Below are 16,822 nucleotides of genomic sequence, written 5' to 3' on the forward strand. Positions count from 1 at the left end.
CTCGTGGGGGCTAGGCCCGATGGGGTGTTCTGCCTGGCGCGACGGGCATCGGAGGAATGCGATCGCGTCCGGTCCAGCTGGGCGTTCACTGCGCATCCTGGAGCCTGCGGGCGGGCACCAAAGGTGCGCGGCGCCTGGTCGAGATGCCTGTTGCGAGGCCGAGCGTCCGGGCGTGAGCCGGGCGGGAAGGCTCGAGTATAACAGAGCAATCAGCGTGTGCCGCGTTCCTGCTGCTCAACGGCGAAAGGAAAATCCTGATTGCCGAGGTAGCGGGCATTGATCGCTGCATAGGCCGGCTCTTGTTTGAAGCGCCGCAGTTCATCACTGAATGCCTGTGCCAGCTGTTCGCGCCCAGGTTTGCGGGCCAGTCCCAGATACTGGGGCCGACGGCTTATCAGCAGTGGCAGTTCTTGCACAGTCTGCTCCAAACCCAGTCGGCGGCTCACATAGCGGCCGACCCGGCGGTCGGTCACCAAGAGGTCGATGCGCCCACGGGTCAACTTGCCGAAGTTGGCCTCGTGGCTGGGCGCAGGCTCACGTCGAAACAGCGGCGATTCTGCGAAGCTGCTGTCGTAGACATAACCGGGGGAGGTGCCTACGGTCAGCCCGGCCAAGTCCTCCAGGTGCACGACAGGGTGCGGGCGTGAGCGGGCCTGGTAGAGGACGAACTCGACCTGGGACATGGGTTCGTCCGGGTAGACCATATAGCCCTGGCGTGAATCGACCTTGAAGATGTCCATCACTGCATCCGCCAGCCCCTGCTCTACCATCGCCAGGCAGCGCCTCCAAGGCAGGAACTGCCACTGCACCTCGACGCCCAGGCGTTTAAACACCTCGTTGGTTATCTCGTAGTCGATGCCTTTGGCCTGGCCATTCTCCTGGTAGAGGTAGGGGGCCCAGTCGTCGCTGACGATGCGCAGGCGTTCGGCATGGGCCAGCGGGCTCAGGCCGGCGAGCAGCAACAGCAGGAGAGGGAGGATGAGCGTGCGCATGGCGTGAGAGTACGCTGCAAGCCCGGGCAAGACCAGTGAACGCTGGCCGCAGGCGCGAGCGCGAACGAACAAGGCTTTGACCTGCGCCAAAGCCTTGTTCGCGACCATCAGCGTGGCAGCTTCAGGTTGTTCCAGATCGCCAGGCTCGGCTCGGACTGGTTGAGGGTATAGAAGTGCAGTCCCGGTGCGCCGCCTTGCAGCAGCTGTTCGCACATGTGGGTGATCACTTCCTCGCCGAATGCCTGGATGCTGGCGGTGTCGTCGGCATAGGCTTCCAGCTGCTTGCGTATCCAGCGTGGGATCTCGGCGCCGCAGGCGTCGGAGAAACGCGCCAGCTTGCTGTAGTTGGTGATCGGCATGATGCCGGGCACCACCGGGATCTCGACGCCCAGTTTCTGCGCGCGCTCGACGAAATAGAAGTAGCTGTCGGCGTTGAAGAAATACTGGGTGATGGCGCTGTCGGCACCAGCCTTGACCTTGTGCACGAAGTTGGCCAGGTCGCTCTCGAAGTTGCGCGCCTGCGGGTGCATCTCCGGGTAGGCGGCCACTTCCAGGTGGAAGTGGTTGCCGGTTTCCTGGCGGATGAACTCGACCAGGTCGCTGGCGTAGCGCAGCTCGCCGCTGGCCATGCCCATGCCCGACGGCAGGTCGCCACGCAGGGCGACGATGCGCTTGATGCCGGCGGCCTGGTACTCGGCCAGCAGGGCACGCAGGTCGTCCTTGCTGTCACCCACGCAGGACAGGTGCGGGGCGGCGGGGACTTTCACCTCGTTTTCCAGCTGCAGCACGGTGTTGAGCGTGCGGTCGCGGGTCGAGCCACCGGCACCATAGGTGCAGGAGAAGAAGTCCGGGTTGTAGCTGGCCAGCTGGCGGGCAACGCCCATCAGCTTTTCGTGACCGGCATCGGTCTTGGTGGGGAAGAACTCGAAACTGTAGCGGCGTTCTTGTGACATCTCTGGTTCCTTCGGCAGTGAGCCTGGGCTGCTGCCTGCAAATAAAAGCCAGGACGGTGGGGGCCGGCCTGGCTCGGACATCGGTTCGAAACGTTGCCTGCCAGTGCCGGGCAAGAATACCTGGCACTGGCAACCAGCCGCTTAGTAGCGGTAAGCGTCCGGCTTGAACGGGCCTTCGACGGTCACACCGATGTACTCGGCCTGCTGCGGGGTCAGCTGGGTGACCACGCCGCCGAAGCCGCGGACCATCTCCAGGGCCACTTCTTCGTCGAGTTTCTTCGGCAGCACTTCCACGGTCAGGCGCTCGGCCTTCTTCGCGGCAGGCAGCGCGGCGAACTTCTGCTCGAACAGGAAGATCTGCGCCAGGACCTGGTTGGCGAACGAACCGTCCATGATGCGGCTTGGGTGGCCGGTGGCGTTGCCCAGGTTCACCAGGCGGCCTTCGGCCAGCAGGATCAGGTAGTCGTCGTTCTGCGGGTCGAACACGCCGGCACCGGTGCGATGGATCTTGTGCACCTGTGGCTTGACCTCTTCCCATGCCCAGTTCTTGCGCATGAAGGCGGTGTCGATCTCGTTGTCGAAGTGGCCGATGTTGCAGACCACGGCGCGCTTCTTCAGGGCCTTGAGCATGTTGGCGTCGCAGACGTTGACGTTACCGGTGGTGGTGACGATCAGGTCGATGCGGCCGAGCAGGTCCTTGTTGATGCCGGCTTCGGTACCGGTGTTGATGCCGTCCTTGAACGGCGAGACGACTTCGAAGCCATCCATGCACGCTTGCATGGCGCAGATCGGGTCGACTTCGGTGACCTTGACGATCATGCCTTCCTGACGCAGGGACTGGGCCGAGCCCTTGCCCACGTCGCCGTAGCCGATCACCAGGGCCTGTTTGCCCGACAGCAGGTGGTCGGTACCGCGCTTGATGGCGTCGTTGAGGCTGTGACGGCAGCCGTACTTGTTGTCGTTCTTGCTCTTGGTGACCGAGTCGTTGACGTTGATCGCCGGGACTTTCAGCTCGCCCTTGGCCAGCATGTCCAGCAGGCGGTGCACGCCGGTGGTGGTCTCTTCGGTCACGCCGTGGATCTTGTCCAGCATGGCCGGGTATTTCTTGTGCAGGATCTCGGTCAGGTCACCGCCGTCGTCCAGCACCATGTTGGCGTCCCATGGCTGGCCATCCTTGAGGATGGTCTGCTCGATGCACCATTCGTATTCCTGCTCGGTTTCACCTTTCCAGGCGAACACCGGGATGCCGGCGGCAGCAATGGCGGCGGCGGCCTGGTCCTGGGTGGAGAAGATGTTGCACGACGACCAGCGCACTTCGGCACCCAGGGCGACCAGGGTCTCGATCAGCACGGCAGTCTGGATGGTCATGTGGATGCAGCCGATGATCTTCGCGCCCTTGAGCGGTTGCTCGGCTTGATACTTGCGGCGCAGGCCCATCAGCGCGGGCATTTCCGATTCGGCGATGATGACTTCCTTGCGGCCCCAGTCTGCCAGGGAGATGTCGGCGACCTTGAAGTCGGAAAAACCTGCAGGCGTGTTTACAGCGCTCATTGAGAGCCTCCATTCGTAGTGTGCGAATGGGCGCCGTTGTGCGTTGAGCGTCCGCTTGCGCGGACAACGCCCCAACCGAGCCTGACAGGCCGAGCCTGCTGCAGCGCCCCTCGGATGGGTGGCGGGATGGCCACCACTGCGGGGGACCATGTGAAACGGCGAGATTATAGCCGCGGGCGTGTGACACACCCAAGACTTTCTGTCGATTAATCACGACGATAGTCGATGTTCAATGGAGCGTGACCGAGCGGTCTGCCATCATTAGCGCATGTCAGCAAGCAGGTCAGGAGTACAGATGAACTTTCACACCCGCAAATGGGTAAAACCCGAAGACCTCAATCCCAACGGCACCCTGTTCGGCGGCAGTCTGCTGCGCTGGATCGACGAGGAGGCGGCAATCTACGCCATCGTCCAACTGGGCAACCAGCGCGTGGTGACCAAGTACATTTCCGAGATCAACTTCGTCAGTGCTTCGCGTCAGGGCGACATCATCGAGCTGGGCATTACCGCCACCGAGTTCGGCCGCACCTCGATCACGCTCAAGTGCGAAGTGCGCAACAAGATCACCCGCAAGGCGATCCTGACCGTCGACAAGATGGTCTTCGTCAACCTGGGTGAGGATGGCCTGCCGGCCGCCCACGGGCGCACCGAGATCAAGTACATCCAGGACCAGTTTCCGGACAGCGCGGTGGAATAGACCCATTTGCTCAAGCTTGGGAGCGGGCTTGCCCCGCGATGGCGCCGGCAGGATCAACATCGATGCCTGTGCAGACGATATCGCGGGGCTAGTCCGCCCCTATGCTGTCACTCGGGTTGTGTGCTGACCTTGCGCACAACCTTTCCGACCGTCAGACCCTGCACCAGGATCGACGACAGCACCACGATGTAAGTGATCGACAGCAGCAGATCACGCTCGGCGCCCTGCGGTAGCGACAGTGCCAGGGCCACCGACACGCCACCGCGCAGGCCACCCCAGGTCAGTACGCGAATGGTGCCTTGCGGCACGCTGCGCCAGCGGCGCAACAGCACGATCGCCGGCGCCACGGTCAGCAGGCGCGAAGCCAGCACCGCAATCGCCAGCACACCACCCGCCGCCAGGTGCAACCAGTTGAACGGCAGCAGCAACAGTTCCAGGCCAATCAGCGCGAACAGCAGGGCGTTGAGCATGTCGTCGATCAGTTCCCAGAAGCCATCCATGTAGCGGCGGGTCATGTCGTTCATCGCCAGGTTGCGCCCCAGGTTGCCGATGATCAGGCCGGCCACCACCATGGCGATCGGCGCCGACACGTGCAACTCGTAGCACATGGCCGAGCCGCCGATCACCAGTGCCAGGGTCAGCATCACCTCCACCTGGTACTGCTCGACGCTCTTGATCATGCGGTAGGTGGCGTAACCGATCAGGCCGCCGAAGGCGATGCCACCCAGTGCCTCACGGGCGAACAGGATGGCGGTATCGGCGACGCTCGGCGTCTCGCCCAGCTGGATGATGCCCAGCAGCACGGTGAACACCACGACCGCCGTGCCGTCGTTGAACAGAGACTCACCGACGATGGTGGTCTTCAGCGGCTTCGAGGCGTTGGCGGTGCGCAGTGCGCCGAGCACGGCGATCGGGTCGGTCGGCGAGATCAGCGCGCCGAACAGCAGGCAGTAGATCAACGGCACGTTCCAGCCGAACAGGGCGAACACCCAGTGCGCCAGGTAGCCGATCACCACGGTGGCGATGAGCACGCCCAGGGTGGCCAGCAGGCCGATCGGCCAGCGGTAGCTGCGCAGGTCGGCGAGGTTGACGTGCAACGCGCCGGCGAACAGCAGGAACGACAGCATCCAGTGCATCAGCAGGTCGTTGAAGTCGATCTGGTTCATCAGGCCTTCAACGCGTTCTTCCAAGCCAGGGAAGCCGATCAGGCTCAGGCCCTGCAGCATCAGGGAGAATAGCAATGCGGTGACCATCACGCCGATGGCCGGCGGCAGGCCGATGAAGCGGTAGTTCACATAAGTGAGGAGGGTGGTGAGGCAGATAAACGCGGCAACTAATTCAAGCATCCCGAATCCTGTGAAAGTGGCTTCCAAGTCATTACCCGAATGGCTCGGGCAGTTCTTTGATGATCTGGCGCGGCAGTCGGGACACACCTTATGACCGGATTTCTCCAATTGGTTCCTGTCAGGCAGTGGCGTGGGGGCGGGCTCGCCGAGATGGGGCCATAACACGCCAGGCGCTATATAGTGGTCCCCACCGAACGACAACAAGGATTCCAAGGCGTGCTGGCAACTTCCCTCGTACTGGTCGCAGCCCTGCTCCATGCCACCTGGAATACCTTGATCAAGTTCAGCGCCGAGCGGCTGCTGGTCATCGCCAGCATGGACGTGGTGGCGCTGAGTTTCGCCCTGCTGGCGGTGGCCTTCGTAGATTTCCCGCCCGCCGGGATCTGGCCCTGGCTGTTGGCCTCGGCGCTGGCCGAGCAGCTGTACCGCTTTCTGCTGATCCAGGCCTATCGGGTCGGCGACCTGGGCCTGGTCTATCCGTTGATGCGTGGCCTGTCGCCCTTGGTGGTACTTGGGTTGACCCTGGCCTTTGCCGGCGAATCGCTGAGCCAGCAGCAGATCATCGGCATCCTGCTGATCCCCTGTGGCATGGCGTGTCTGCTTTGGCAGGGCGGCGGCGGCGACCGCCTGCCTTGGTCGATGCTGCCGGTGGTGGCGCTGATCGGCCTGTGCATCGGCTGCTACACCTGGTTCGACGGCCAGGCCGTACGCCTGTGGGGCAAACCGTGGGATTACCTGGTGTGGCTGAGCCTGCTCAGCTCCTGGCCGTTCCCGCTGCTGGCCGTGGTGGCTCGCCGGGGGCCATTCATGCTGTTCTGGCGAACCCAATGGAATCTGGGCCTGGCAGTCGGGTTCTGTGTGTTGTTCAGCTACGCTCTGGTGCTCTGGGCCATGCACCTGGGCTCGGTGGCCGAGGCGGCAGCGTTGCGCGAACTGAGCGTGATTCTCGTGGTGCTCCTGGGCATGCGCTACCTCAAAGAACCTTTTGGCGGGCCAAGACTCCTAGCTTGCACGCTGGTGCTGGCCGGCATGCTGGTGATGAAGCTCTGAAGCCAACCTCTGTGAAACAAGGAGTCCTGTAGATGACCGTAGCCCTGTGGTGCATTCTTGTCGCCCTGGTCCTGCCGCCGCTGTGTGCGTTGATCGCCAAACTCAGCAGCGGGTATTTTGGCTTTCGCGCCAATCATGACCCGCGTGCCTTTCTGGACGAGCTTGAAGGGCTGCCACGGCGGGCCCATGCCGCTCAGTTGAATGGCTACGAGGCGTTTCCGGCATTTGCCGCGGCGGTGCTGGTGGCCGATATCGTCGGCAATGCCGAACAAGTAACCCAAGATGTGCTGGGCGTGATGTACATCACCAGCCGGTTGCTCTACATCATCTGCTACCTGGCGGATTGGGCGGTGTTGCGCTCGCTGGTGTGGTTCGTCGGGATGGCGCTGATCGTGTCGTTCTTTGTCGTTTCGATCTGAGTGCATCGCGGGGCATGCCCGCTCCCGCAGTGGGAGTAGGCATGCCCCGCGATAGCGCCCGTCAGGGTACCTTCGGTACTTCGGGCAAAGGCTGACCCTTGGGCCACAACATCCAGATCTGCCCCTGTTGTTTCATGTTGCCTGCCAGTTCCCCTGCCTCTGGCCCGGTGCCCCAGAACAGGTCCGCACGCACTTCACCAGTAATCGCCCCACCCGTGTCTTGAGCTCCCACGGGGCGCACCACCGGGCTGCCGTCGGGGCGGGTGGTGGACAGCCACAGCAGGCTGCCCAGCGGGATCACCTTGCGGTCGATGGCCACGCTGTAGCCAGCGGTCAGCGGCACGTTGAGTGAGCCGCGGGGACCTTCGTTGCTGTCCGAGCGGGTGCTGAAGAACACATAGCTCGGGTTGCTGGCCAGCAACTCAGGGATCCGCTTCGGGTTGGCCTGGGCCCAAGCGTGGATGCTGCCCATGGTCACCTGTTCCTTAGGCAGCTGGCCCTGTTCCACCAGCCAGCGGCCAATCGGCCGATAGGGATGGCCGTTCTGGTCGGCATACCCCAGCCGTAGCTGGCGGCCACCTTCCAGCTGGATGCGACCGGAACCCTGGATCTGCAGGAACTGCAAGTCCATCGGGTCGGTCAGCCAGGCCAGTACCGGCGCCATGGCACCGTCGCGGTTGATCACTTCGGCGGTGTCATAGGGTTTGAGCACGCGGCCATCAAGGCGCCCGCGCAAGCGCTTGCCCTTGAGTTCGGGATACACACTGGCCAGATCGACCACGATCATGTCCTCGGGTACGCCGTACACTGGTACATGCGCGGCTTCGGTGCGTTCCAGGCTGCCGGGGTAGACCGGTTCGTAATACCCGGTGATCAGGCCGTTGGCGCTGTTCTGCGCCGAGCGCAGTCCAAACACCTGGAGATTCTGCTCGAGGAAGGTGCGTACCTGATCAGCGTTCGCCATGGCTGAGCCGGCTGCCTCGCAGGTTGCGGCCCACACCGGATCGCGCTTGAGCTTCTCGCAACCGTTGCGCCAGGCATAGAAGCCGGCCAGCAGGTCGTCGTCGCTGACCTGAGGCAGGTCCTTCCAGGTGGCTGGCACATAAGTGGCGATGGCATGAGGCTCGGGCTTGGCGCTTTCGCCGCCGTTGCAGCCGGCCAGGAGCGCCAGGGCGGGCAGGGCCCAGGCGAGATGGCGCAATGCAGATTTCATCGAGAAGGTCCTGTGCTGGGCGAAACATGAACATTCACCCTTGTTTTCTGTGTGGCTATTGGTCTTTGCCCGGCGGGCGGCGATACTGGCCACCCGTTTGCCTGGCCAAAGAGACCGTGATGTTCAAGCGATTGACCGTAGTACTGCTCGCCGCCCTCGCCCTGACCGCCTGTGACGGCGTCGATCCCAACTCGCCACTGGGCCAGCGCAAGGCGATCTTCAAGCAGATGCTCAAGACCAGTGAAGACATGGGAGGCATGCTGCGCGGACGGTTGCCCTTCGATGGCGTGAAGTTCGCCGAGGGCGCGGTGAAGCTGGATTCCCTGGCCCATGAGCCGTGGCAGCACTTCCCGCAGGTGCGCGACGAGGGTGACAGCAGCGCGCGGGCGGATGTCTGGGAGCGGCAGGCGCGGTTCCAGGACCTGGCCCGGCAGCTGGAGGGCGTCACCGGCGAGCTGGTGACGGTGACCCGCAACCCGTCGCTGGACGCAACGCAGATGAAGGCACCGATGGACAAGGTCGAGGCCGCGTGCAAGGCCTGTCATAGCGAGTTTCGTAATCATTGAGCCGTGGGAGGCTGTCGTGGGAGCGGGTTCGCTCCCACATCAAGGGCTGTTAGGTCAGCGCTCGAGGTCGTCCACGGCTTCCTGCAGTTCTTTCTTTGCCTCGGCCAGCTTGTCCTTGCGCTTGTTGATCTTTTCCGCGTCACCCTTCTTCATGGCTTTGTCCAGGTCCTTGGTGCGCTGGTTCACTTCGTGGCGGGCATCGAGCACTTTCTGCTCGCGCTCTTTGCGCAGCCCGGCTTCGGTGCAGTTGTCCACGCCACGCAGCGCCTCTTCGAGCCCGGCAACTTGGTCACTGTTGCCATGGTCACGGGCAATCTTCAGCTGGTTCTCGATGGCGCTGCGTTTGGCGGCGCAGCCGGTCAAGCCTGCATCCGGCTGGGCGGCTTGCGCGACGCCGGTCGCCAGGCCAAGGGTTGCCAGCAGGAAAAGAGCGGTGAAACGTGTCATGAAAAGCCTCCTGAGCGGGGCGGAGCAGCAAAAGTTGGTGGAATCCTGCCTTGGTTTGCCGGATTTAGGAACCCTTGGTGGGGCTTTAAACGGCAAACTCGGAGTTACCCTACGCTCGTCATTGTTCGGCGGTGTCGTTCGAGTGCTGGAAACCGGCGATACGATACCCGCCCAGTTGCGCGGCAAGGGCTTGAACATCTTCTGTTGCAAAAAAAACCTCGAGTTGTTTCGATTTTGCGCCACCGACCCCCGGCGAGGCTTGCCATGCGTCAGCCGATCGGGTTGCGAGCGTCGACCAGTCGGCCTCCAGCGGCATCTCCTGAGGCAAGGGCGCGCCCAGCGCTTTCAACCACTGGTGGAAGGAGCGCAGGTGAGCCGCGCTGAAACTGTCATGAAGCTGTCGGGCCCTGGCGTCGCCGAGACCCGGCACCTTCGTCAGGACTTGGGTGTCGAGCTCCAGCCAGTCCACGAGGGAGGTCACCAGGCCGGCATTCACCAGTCGGCGCCAGGTACCCGGTCCGATCCCTGGCAGGGCCAGCCCCTGCTTGCCGCTCAACCAGTTCAATCGGGCAATGAATTGCTCTTCGCAGCCAGCGCCAGCCCGCCAGCAAGTGTGGGCGTCATACTGGCCGGCAGCCGGTGAGGCCACGGGCTGTCGCACGACCGTGCGATGTACCACGTCGTCAAACCGCGGAACGGTGAGGCCGGCAAGGCTGATGGCCACCTGGTCGCCAGGGCGAATATCGAGTTTCTGCCAGCGAGCCAGGGAACCAAGGCTGACCTGGGAAACCTGACGGTCGTCCAGTTCGACAGGCGCCAGATGCAGGATGGGGGTTACCTTGCCAGTGCGTCCAATGCGAAAGCGCACTTCGCGCACCTCGGCCAGTGCCTGGGAGAAGGGGTATTTCCAGGCCGCAATCCAGTAAGGGGCCTTGGCCTGCCAGCGTTCGGCGGGCGGGCGGCTGTCCTGGCGCAGGATCACGCCATCGGTGGCGAAGGGCAGGGCGGTGCGATACCAGTGCAGGCGCATCTCGGCGGCCTGCTCCGGGCTGGCGATGGCGACGCTGTAGCGCTGGCTGTCGGCAAAGCCCATGGCGGCCAGTCGCTCGAGACGCTCTGCCTGGGTTTGCGGCCCGTGCGGCCAGTCCCAGACGAACAGGCCGATGCTCGCGCCGAGCGCTGTGTCCAGCTGCTTGCGTGCCATCAGCCCGGCCACGTTGCCGCGAGCGTTGAGGCTGCCTGCCTGGGCCTGCACATGGCCCTCCAGGCGTTTGTACAGTTCCCCTTGCAGCACCAGGTCCACAGGCTGCGGCAGCTGTCGGGTGATGGCGCCGAGCGAGGGAATATGCCGGCTCCAGTCATGGCCCTGGAGGCCATCGCCACGGCTGAGCAGCCGGACCAACCGACCCTTCTGGTAGACCAGGGAAACCGCGACGCCGTCGACCTTGGGCTGTATCCAGACATCGCGTTTGTCGGCCAGCCAACGACGCATTGCCTGTTCGTCAGGGAGCTTGTCGACGCCGGTGTGGACGATCGGGTGTGCAATCGGACCGCGTGCGCTTGCCAGTGGGGCGGGCGCCGCGTCTGGCAGGTTGAAGCACCGCTGTAGCAGCAATTGGCGCTGGCGGCTCTGGTCATAGAGCTCGTCGGCCACCAATGACTTGCCCTGACGATGGTAGTGGTCGTCCCAGCGGGCCAGGGTCTCGCCCAGCCGGGCCATTTCGGCATTCGCCTGGGATACGCTCCAATCCGGACACTGGCCGGCCTGTGCGCTGGCGATGAGTATCGGCAGGAGCATGAGTATCAGCAGCAACGGCATGGCCGGCATCCTTGCGAGGCGGTAAGGAGTCCTCAGCCTAGGTGTCAGCTGCGCGCTGCGACGTGCCGCATTGTCAGACGATATGTCACGAAAAAGCCCCTGCCGATTGCTCGGCAGGGGCTTTCTTTTACTGCTGTAGGAGACTTACAGGCCGGCGGCGTCGCGCAGGGCGGCGGCGCGGTCGGTGCGCTCCCAGGTGAAGGTGGTGAAGGTGTCGTCACCCACGGTCTTCTGCTGCGGGGTACGACCGAAGTGACCGTAGGCAGCGGTTTCCTGGTACATCGGGTGCAGCAGGTCGAGCATGGTGGTGATGGCGTACGGACGCAGGTCGAAGCATTCGCGCACCAGTTGCACGATCTTCTCGTCCGAGACCTTGCCGGTGCCGAAGGTGTTGATCGAGATGGAGGTCGGCTGGGCCACGCCGATGGCGTAGGACACCTGGATCTCGCAACGCTCGGCCAGGCCGGCGGCGACGATGTTCTTGGCCACGTAGCGGCCGGCGTAGGCGGCGGAACGGTCGACCTTGGACGGGTCCTTGCCGGAGAACGCGCCACCACCGTGGCGAGCCATGCCGCCGTAGGAGTCGACGATGATCTTGCGGCCGGTCAGGCCGCAGTCGCCCACCGGGCCACCGATGATGAAGTTGCCCGTCGGGTTGATATGGTACTGGGTACCCTTGTGCAGCAGCTCGGCAGGCAGGGTGTGCTTGACGATCAGCTCCATCACCGCTTCCTGCAGGTCTTTTTGCGAGACCTCGGGGTTGTGCTGGGTCGACAGTACGACCGCGTCGATACCGACGACCTTGCCGTTTTCATAGCGGCAGGTGACCTGTGACTTGGCGTCCGGGCGCAGCCAAGGCAGCAGCTTGGACTTGCGCGCCTCGGCCTGGCGCTCGACCAGGCGGTGCGAGAAGCAGATCGGGGCCGGCATCAGCACGTCGGTCTCGTTGCTGGCGTAGCCGAACATCAGGCCCTGGTCGCCGGCACCCTGGTCTTCCGGGCGGGAACGGTCGACGCCCTGGGCGATGTCCACCGACTGCTTGCCGATGATGTTCATCACGGCGCAGGTGGCACCGTCGAAGCCGACGTCGGAGCTGTTGTAGCCGATGTCGATGATCACGTTACGTACAAGGTCTTCCAGATCGACCCAGGCCGAAGTGGTGACTTCACCGGCGATGATGGCGACACCGGTCTTGACCAGGGTCTCGCAGGCCACGCGGGCATACTTGTCCTGGGCGATGATGGCGTCCAGCACCGCGTCGGAGATCTGGTCGGCGATCTTGTCCGGATGCCCTTCGGACACGGACTCGGAGGTGAAAAGGGAGTATTCGCTCATCTCGATGGGTTCCTGAAATTTACCGATGTTGTATGTCGCCAGTGGCCCGCTGGAAATGCCGGACCTGGATCTGAAAACCGTTACGCAAGCCCACGTAGAGGCTGTCCCCGGGGGCCAGCCCTGCCGCGTTGGCCCAACGGGCCAGGTCGTCCTGCTCGAAGCCAAGCCACAGGTCGCCGCAGGCTTCGCGCGCCCACCCCTGGTCATGGCTGCACAGCTCGGTGACCAGCAGGCTGCCGCCCGCTTTCACCCGTCTGGCCAGCAGGCGCAAGGCCTGGGCCGGGTCGCTGAAATGGTGCAGGACCATGTTCAGCACAACGCAGTCGGCTTCCACATCCGTTGTACCCAGTGCATCGGCCAACTGCAGGTTCACGTTGTTCAGTGCATTGCGCTCACAGACCTGGCGCGCCAGCTCGAGCATGGTCGGGCTGTTGTCCATGGCCGTGACCTGGTCGAAGCGGCGCGCCAGGTCAGGCAGGAAACCGCCGTCGCCAGGCCCCACTTCCAGGGCGCTGGCGCCGACGCCGAAGCTGAGCTTGTCGAGCAATGCCAGCAGGCTTTCGCGGTACTGCGGCAAGCCGGCGATGAGGTCCTGCTGGGCGCGGAATTTCTCTTCGACGCGCTGGAAAAAGTCCTGGCTGGTGGCGGCGCGGCGCTGTTGCACCAGGGCGATACGTGCCTGTACGTCCACGGGCAGCGAGAGGTCGTCGGCTTCCTCCAGCAGCGCCGTGTGCAGGCGGCCACCCAGGCGCTGACTGTCGGGCAGGGCGCGGCGGTAGAAGATCGCATTGCCCTCGCGACGGGTCGCCACCAGGTCGGCCTGGGCCAGTACCTTGAGGTGGTGGCTCATGCCCGACTGGCCGATGTCGAAGATCTGCGCCAGCTCCAGCACGCCGAACGAGTCGTTGGCCAATGCGCGCAGCACGTTCAGGCGCAGAGGATCGCCGCCGGCCTTGCACAGGGCGGCCAGCTCGTCGCTGCGTTGCGGGGTGATGGGCGCATTGAGGTTCATGGGGCGGGAGTCTAGTCAGGGGATGCTCTCGTCGCAATAGCAATATCAAAAAGTTTTGATATTGCTGGATGGGTGGTGGTTTCGCAGGCGGATTTCTCGTGAAAAGCAGGCCAAACACAGGAAAAAAGCCCGACTGCGACCATACGTCATTGCCCCCGGCCCCCCCTGTGGGCGAAAATGGTCGCCTTTTTTCGCTTCACCACCCTTTCAAGCCCCAGGAGACTCAGCGATGCCCAGCCGTCGTGAACGTGCCAACGCCATTCGTGCCCTCAGCATGGATGCCGTGCAAAAGGCCAACAGCGGCCACCCAGGTGCCCCCATGGGTATGGCGGATATCGCCGAAGTGCTTTGGCGCGACTACCTGAAGCACAACCCGAGCAACCCGAACTTCGCCGACCGTGACCGCTTCGTGCTGTCCAACGGTCACGGCTCGATGCTCATCTATTCGCTGCTGCACCTGACCGGCTACGACGTCACCATCGACGACCTCAAGGCCTTCCGTCAGCTGCACAGCCGCACCCCGGGCCACCCGGAGTTCGGCTACACCCCAGGCGTGGAAACCACCACCGGCCCCCTGGGCCAGGGTCTGGCCAACGCCGTGGGCTTCGCCCTGGCGGAAAAGGTGCTGGGCGCCCAGTTCAACCGTGAAGGCCACAACATCGTCGACCACAACACCTACGTGTTCCTCGGCGACGGCTGCATGATGGAAGGCATTTCCCACGAAGTCGCCTCGCTGGCCGGCACCCTGGGCCTGAACAAACTGATCGCCTTCTACGACGACAACGGCATCTCCATCGACGGCGAAGTGCACGGCTGGTTCACCGACAACACCCCGGCGCGCTTCGAAGCCTACAACTGGCAGGTGATCCGCAACGTCAACGGTCACGACGCCGACGAGATCAAGATGGCCATCGACACCGCTCGCAAGAGCGACCGTCCGACCCTGATCTGCTGCAAGACCATCATCGGCTTCGGCTCGCCTAACAAGCAGGGCAAGGAAGACTGCCACGGCGCACCGCTGGGCAACGAAGAAATCGCCCTGGCCCGCAAGGAACTGAACTGGAACCACGGTCCGTTCGAGATCCCGGCCGACATCTATGCCGAGTGGGACGCCAAAGCCGCTGGCGCCAAGGCCGAAGCTGCCTGGAACGAGCGTTTCGACGCCTATGCCAAGGCTTACCCGGAACTGGCTGCCGAGTTCAAGCGCCGTGACGCAGGCGACCTGCCGGCGGACTTCTCCGAGAAGGCCCAGGCCTACATCAACGAAGTCGCTGCCAAGGGCGAAACCATCGCCAGCCGCAAGGCCAGCCAGAACACCCTGAATGCCTTCGGCCCGCTGCTGCCGGAGTTCCTCGGGGGTTCGGCGGACCTGGCCGGCTCCAACCTGACCTTGTGGAAAGGTTGCAAGGGTGTCGAGGCCAATGACGCCAGCGGCAACTACGTGTTCTACGGGGTGCGCGAATTCGGCATGACCGCGATCATGAACGGCGTCGCCCTGCACGGTGGCCTGGTGCCTTATGGCGCGACCTTCCTGATGTTCATGGAATACGCCCGCAACGCAGTGCGCATGTCGGCGCTGATGAAGCAGCGCGTGATCCACGTCTACACCCACGACTCCATCGGCCTGGGCGAAGACGGTCCGACCCACCAGCCAATCGAGCAACTGACCAGCCTGCGCAGCACGCCGAACCTGGACACCTGGCGTCCGGCCGATGCGGTGGAATCCGCCGTGTCCTGGAAAGTCGCCCTGGAGCGCAAGGACGGTCCATCGGCGCTGATCTTCTCGCGCCAGAACCTGCAGCATCAGGATCGCAATGCCCAGCAGATCGCCGATATCGCCCGTGGCGGTTACGTGCTCAAGGACTGCGCCGGCGAGCCTGAGCTGATCCTGATCGCCACCGGTTCCGAAGTGGGCCTGGCCGTCCAGGCGTTCGACAAGCTGAGCGCCGAGGGCCGCAAGGTCCGCGTCGTGTCGATGCCGAGCACCAGCGTGTTCGATGCCCAGGACGCTGCCTACAAGCAGTCGGTCCTGCCACTGGAAGTCGGTGCGCGCATCGCCATCGAGGCTGCCCATGCCGACTTCTGGTACAAGTACGTCGGCCTCGAAGGTCGCGTGATCGGCATGACCACCTACGGCGAGTCGGCACCGGCCTCCGCGCTGTTCGAGGAGTTCGGCTTCACCCTGGACAACATCCTGGGTACCGCTGAAGAGCTGCTGGAAGACTGATGCACCCGGGAGGCTCCGTGCCTCCCGCCTGATCGCGGGGCAAGCCCGCTCCCACAAGGCATCCCGGTGCCTTGTGGGAGCGGGCTTGCCCCGCGATGGTCGTTCAACGCACCTGCACGTGAGTATCGAATGCCCCACCCGCGTCCCTACAAAGTTGCACTCAACGGTTACGGCCGCATCGGCCGCTGTGTCCTGCGCGCACTGTTCGAGCGAGGGGCGAAGGCCGGTTTCGAGATCGTCGCGCTGAACGACCTGGCCGACCAGGCCAGTCTGGAATACCTGACGCGCTTCGACTCCACCCACGGGCGTTTCCCCGGTGAGGTGAAAGTCGACGGCGATTGTCTGCATATCAATGGCGACTGTGTGAAAGTGCTGCGCAGCGCCACCCCCGAAGGCATCGACTGGGCCGCCCTGGATGTCGACCTGGTACTGGAGTGCTCTGGCGCCTACAACACCCGAGCCGACGGCCAGCGTTTTCTCGATGCCGGTGCGCCACGGGTGCTGTTCTCGCAGCCGATGGCCAGTGAAGCCGACGTCGATGCCACGGTGGTCTACGGCATCAACCAGGGTTGCCTGACCGGCAACGAACTGCTGGTATCGAACGCGTCCTGCACCACCAACTGCGGCGTGCCCCTGCTGCGGGTGCTGGACCAGGCCTTTGGCATCGAGTACGTACAGATCACCACCATCCACTCGGCGATGAACGACCAGCCGGTGATCGACGCCTATCACCATGAAGACCTGCGCCGCACGCGCTCGGCATTCCAGTCGGTGATTCCGGTGTCCACTGGTCTGGCGCGGGGCATCGAGCGCCTGCTGCCGGAACTTGCCGGGCGAATCCAGGCCAAAGCGGTACGCGTGCCAACCGTCAACGTGTCGTGCCTGGACATCACCCTGCAGACCGCGCGCGACACCAGCGCGGCCGAGGTCAACCGGGTGTTGCGCGAGGCCGCCCTGGTTGGCCCGCTAAAAGGCTTGCTGGCCTACACCGAGCTGCCCCACGCCAGCTGTGATTTCAACCATGACCCGCATTCGGCCATCGTCGATGCCAGCCAGACCCGTGTCTCAGGCTCCCGCCTGGTGAACCTGCTGGCCTGGTTCGACAACGAATGGGGGTTTGCCAACCGTATGCTCGACGTTGCCGAACACTATCTGCACGTCGTCCACCCAACCCGCAGCAAACAGCCCTGAAGGA

15 protein-coding genes and 1 riboswitch are annotated in these 16,822 nt (G+C 63.8%); of the genes, 6 read left to right on the forward strand and 9 right to left on the reverse strand.

From position 1 onward, the window contains the following. Positions 1-209: 209 nt before the first annotated feature. From C3F42_RS20190 to ahcY, 3 genes are all read right to left on the reverse strand, one after another. The gene (locus tag C3F42_RS20190; RefSeq protein ID WP_094012387.1) at positions 210-992 is read right to left on the reverse strand and encodes an ABC transporter substrate-binding protein; all 783 of its coding nucleotides are present in this window, start codon (positions 990-992) and stop codon (positions 210-212) included. A 107-nt stretch (positions 993-1,099) separates the two neighbouring features. Beyond that, a complete protein-coding gene (gene metF / locus C3F42_RS20195) occupies positions 1,100-1,945 on the reverse strand; it encodes a methylenetetrahydrofolate reductase [NAD(P)H] (protein WP_094012345.1) in 846 nt (281 codons plus the stop codon). 141 nt (positions 1,946-2,086) lie between these two features. Further along, complete coding sequence (ahcY, locus tag C3F42_RS20200; protein WP_046853939.1) at positions 2,087-3,496, reverse strand: adenosylhomocysteinase; 1,410 nt, start codon at positions 3,494-3,496, stop codon at positions 2,087-2,089. 21 nt (positions 3,497-3,517) lie between these two features. Continuing rightward, positions 3,518-3,614, reverse strand: a riboswitch (S-adenosyl-L-homocysteine riboswitch). Between the two features lie 177 nt (positions 3,615-3,791). Here ahcY and C3F42_RS20205 point away from each other — a divergent pair. After that, positions 3,792-4,193, forward strand: coding sequence for an acyl-CoA thioesterase (locus C3F42_RS20205; RefSeq protein ID WP_003257757.1), 402 nt, complete (start codon positions 3,792-3,794; stop codon positions 4,191-4,193). 107 nt (positions 4,194-4,300) lie between these two features. Here C3F42_RS20205 and C3F42_RS20210 read toward each other — a convergent pair whose 3' ends face one another. Beyond that, positions 4,301-5,539: a sodium:proton antiporter gene (locus C3F42_RS20210; protein WP_104444801.1), complete on the reverse strand. Its 1,239-nt coding sequence runs from the start codon at positions 5,537-5,539 to the stop codon at positions 4,301-4,303. 216 nt (positions 5,540-5,755) lie between these two features. Here C3F42_RS20210 and C3F42_RS20215 point away from each other — a divergent pair, with 216 nt between their 5' ends. Both C3F42_RS20215 and C3F42_RS20220 read left to right on the forward strand, forming a co-directional pair. Next, positions 5,756-6,589, forward strand: a complete 834-nt coding sequence (locus tag C3F42_RS20215) for an EamA family transporter (protein ID WP_023629466.1) — start codon at positions 5,756-5,758, stop codon at positions 6,587-6,589. A 32-nt stretch (positions 6,590-6,621) separates the two neighbouring features. Continuing rightward, positions 6,622-7,008, forward strand: coding sequence for an MAPEG family protein (locus C3F42_RS20220; protein ID WP_023629465.1), 387 nt, complete (start codon positions 6,622-6,624; stop codon positions 7,006-7,008). Positions 7,009-7,069: 61 nt separating this feature from the next. Here C3F42_RS20220 and C3F42_RS20225 read toward each other — a convergent pair whose 3' ends face one another. Continuing rightward, the gene (locus C3F42_RS20225) at positions 7,070-8,221 is read right to left on the reverse strand and encodes a murein transglycosylase A (RefSeq protein ID WP_104444802.1); all 1,152 of its coding nucleotides are present in this window, start codon (positions 8,219-8,221) and stop codon (positions 7,070-7,072) included. A 119-nt stretch (positions 8,222-8,340) separates the two neighbouring features. Here C3F42_RS20225 and C3F42_RS20230 point away from each other — a divergent pair, with 119 nt between their 5' ends. Then, positions 8,341-8,787, forward strand: coding sequence for a cytochrome c (locus C3F42_RS20230; RefSeq protein ID WP_038706915.1), 447 nt, complete (start codon positions 8,341-8,343; stop codon positions 8,785-8,787). Positions 8,788-8,841: 54 nt separating this feature from the next. Here the strand turns inward: C3F42_RS20230 and C3F42_RS20235 are convergent, their stop codons facing one another. The 4 genes from C3F42_RS20235 to C3F42_RS20250 form a co-directional block, all read right to left on the reverse strand. After that, a complete protein-coding gene (locus C3F42_RS20235; protein WP_104444803.1) occupies positions 8,842-9,234 on the reverse strand; it encodes a DUF1090 domain-containing protein in 393 nt (130 codons plus the stop codon). A gap of 118 nt (positions 9,235-9,352) precedes the next feature. Then, positions 9,353-11,053: an NAD-dependent DNA ligase LigB gene (gene ligB / locus C3F42_RS20240; protein WP_104444804.1), complete on the reverse strand. Its 1,701-nt coding sequence runs from the start codon at positions 11,051-11,053 to the stop codon at positions 9,353-9,355. Between the two features lie 144 nt (positions 11,054-11,197). Beyond that, a complete protein-coding gene (gene metK / locus C3F42_RS20245; RefSeq protein ID WP_038706913.1) occupies positions 11,198-12,388 on the reverse strand; it encodes a methionine adenosyltransferase in 1,191 nt (396 codons plus the stop codon). Positions 12,389-12,407: 19 nt separating this feature from the next. Beyond that, the gene (locus C3F42_RS20250; RefSeq protein ID WP_104444805.1) at positions 12,408-13,400 is read right to left on the reverse strand and encodes a metalloregulator ArsR/SmtB family transcription factor; all 993 of its coding nucleotides are present in this window, start codon (positions 13,398-13,400) and stop codon (positions 12,408-12,410) included. A 229-nt stretch (positions 13,401-13,629) separates the two neighbouring features. On the opposite strand from C3F42_RS20250, the gene tkt reads away from it, so the two are divergent. Continuing rightward, on the forward strand, positions 13,630-15,627 hold the full coding sequence (gene tkt, locus C3F42_RS20255; RefSeq protein WP_104444806.1) for a transketolase: 1,998 nt from the start codon (positions 13,630-13,632) through the stop codon (positions 15,625-15,627). Positions 15,628-15,756: 129 nt separating this feature from the next. Then, a complete protein-coding gene (gene epd / locus C3F42_RS20265; protein ID WP_023631030.1) occupies positions 15,757-16,818 on the forward strand; it encodes an erythrose-4-phosphate dehydrogenase in 1,062 nt (353 codons plus the stop codon). Positions 16,819-16,822: the final 4 nt, after the last annotated feature.

Source organism: Pseudomonas sp. PONIH3, assembly GCF_002934345.1.
Taxonomy (GTDB): domain Bacteria; phylum Pseudomonadota; class Gammaproteobacteria; order Pseudomonadales; family Pseudomonadaceae; genus Aquipseudomonas; species Aquipseudomonas soli.

Excerpts from the sequence above, each read along its gene's own strand:
- C3F42_RS20190 (WP_094012387.1), bottom strand. The coding sequence starts at position 992 with ATGCGCACGCTCATCCTCCCTCTCCTGCTGTTGCTGCTCGCCGGCCTG.
- metF (WP_094012345.1), bottom strand. The coding sequence starts at position 1,945 with ATGTCACAAGAACGCCGCTACAGTTTCGAGTTCTTCCCCACCAAGACC.
- ahcY (WP_046853939.1), bottom strand. The coding sequence starts at position 3,496 with ATGAGCGCTGTAAACACGCCTGCAGGTTTTTCCGACTTCAAGGTCGCC.
- C3F42_RS20205 (WP_003257757.1), top strand. The coding sequence starts at position 3,792 with ATGAACTTTCACACCCGCAAATGGGTAAAACCCGAAGACCTCAATCCC.
- C3F42_RS20210 (WP_104444801.1), bottom strand. The coding sequence starts at position 5,539 with ATGCTTGAATTAGTTGCCGCGTTTATCTGCCTCACCACCCTCCTCACT.
- C3F42_RS20220 (WP_023629465.1), top strand. The coding sequence starts at position 6,622 with ATGACCGTAGCCCTGTGGTGCATTCTTGTCGCCCTGGTCCTGCCGCCG.
- C3F42_RS20225 (WP_104444802.1), bottom strand. The coding sequence starts at position 8,221 with ATGAAATCTGCATTGCGCCATCTCGCCTGGGCCCTGCCCGCCCTGGCG.
- C3F42_RS20230 (WP_038706915.1), top strand. The coding sequence starts at position 8,341 with ATGTTCAAGCGATTGACCGTAGTACTGCTCGCCGCCCTCGCCCTGACC.
- C3F42_RS20235 (WP_104444803.1), bottom strand. The coding sequence starts at position 9,234 with ATGACACGTTTCACCGCTCTTTTCCTGCTGGCAACCCTTGGCCTGGCG.
- ligB (WP_104444804.1), bottom strand. The coding sequence starts at position 11,053 with ATGCCGTTGCTGCTGATACTCATGCTCCTGCCGATACTCATCGCCAGC.
- metK (WP_038706913.1), bottom strand. The coding sequence starts at position 12,388 with ATGAGCGAATACTCCCTTTTCACCTCCGAGTCCGTGTCCGAAGGGCAT.
- C3F42_RS20250 (WP_104444805.1), bottom strand. The coding sequence starts at position 13,400 with ATGAACCTCAATGCGCCCATCACCCCGCAACGCAGCGACGAGCTGGCC.
- tkt (WP_104444806.1), top strand. The coding sequence starts at position 13,630 with ATGCCCAGCCGTCGTGAACGTGCCAACGCCATTCGTGCCCTCAGCATG.
- epd (WP_023631030.1), top strand. The coding sequence starts at position 15,757 with ATGCCCCACCCGCGTCCCTACAAAGTTGCACTCAACGGTTACGGCCGC.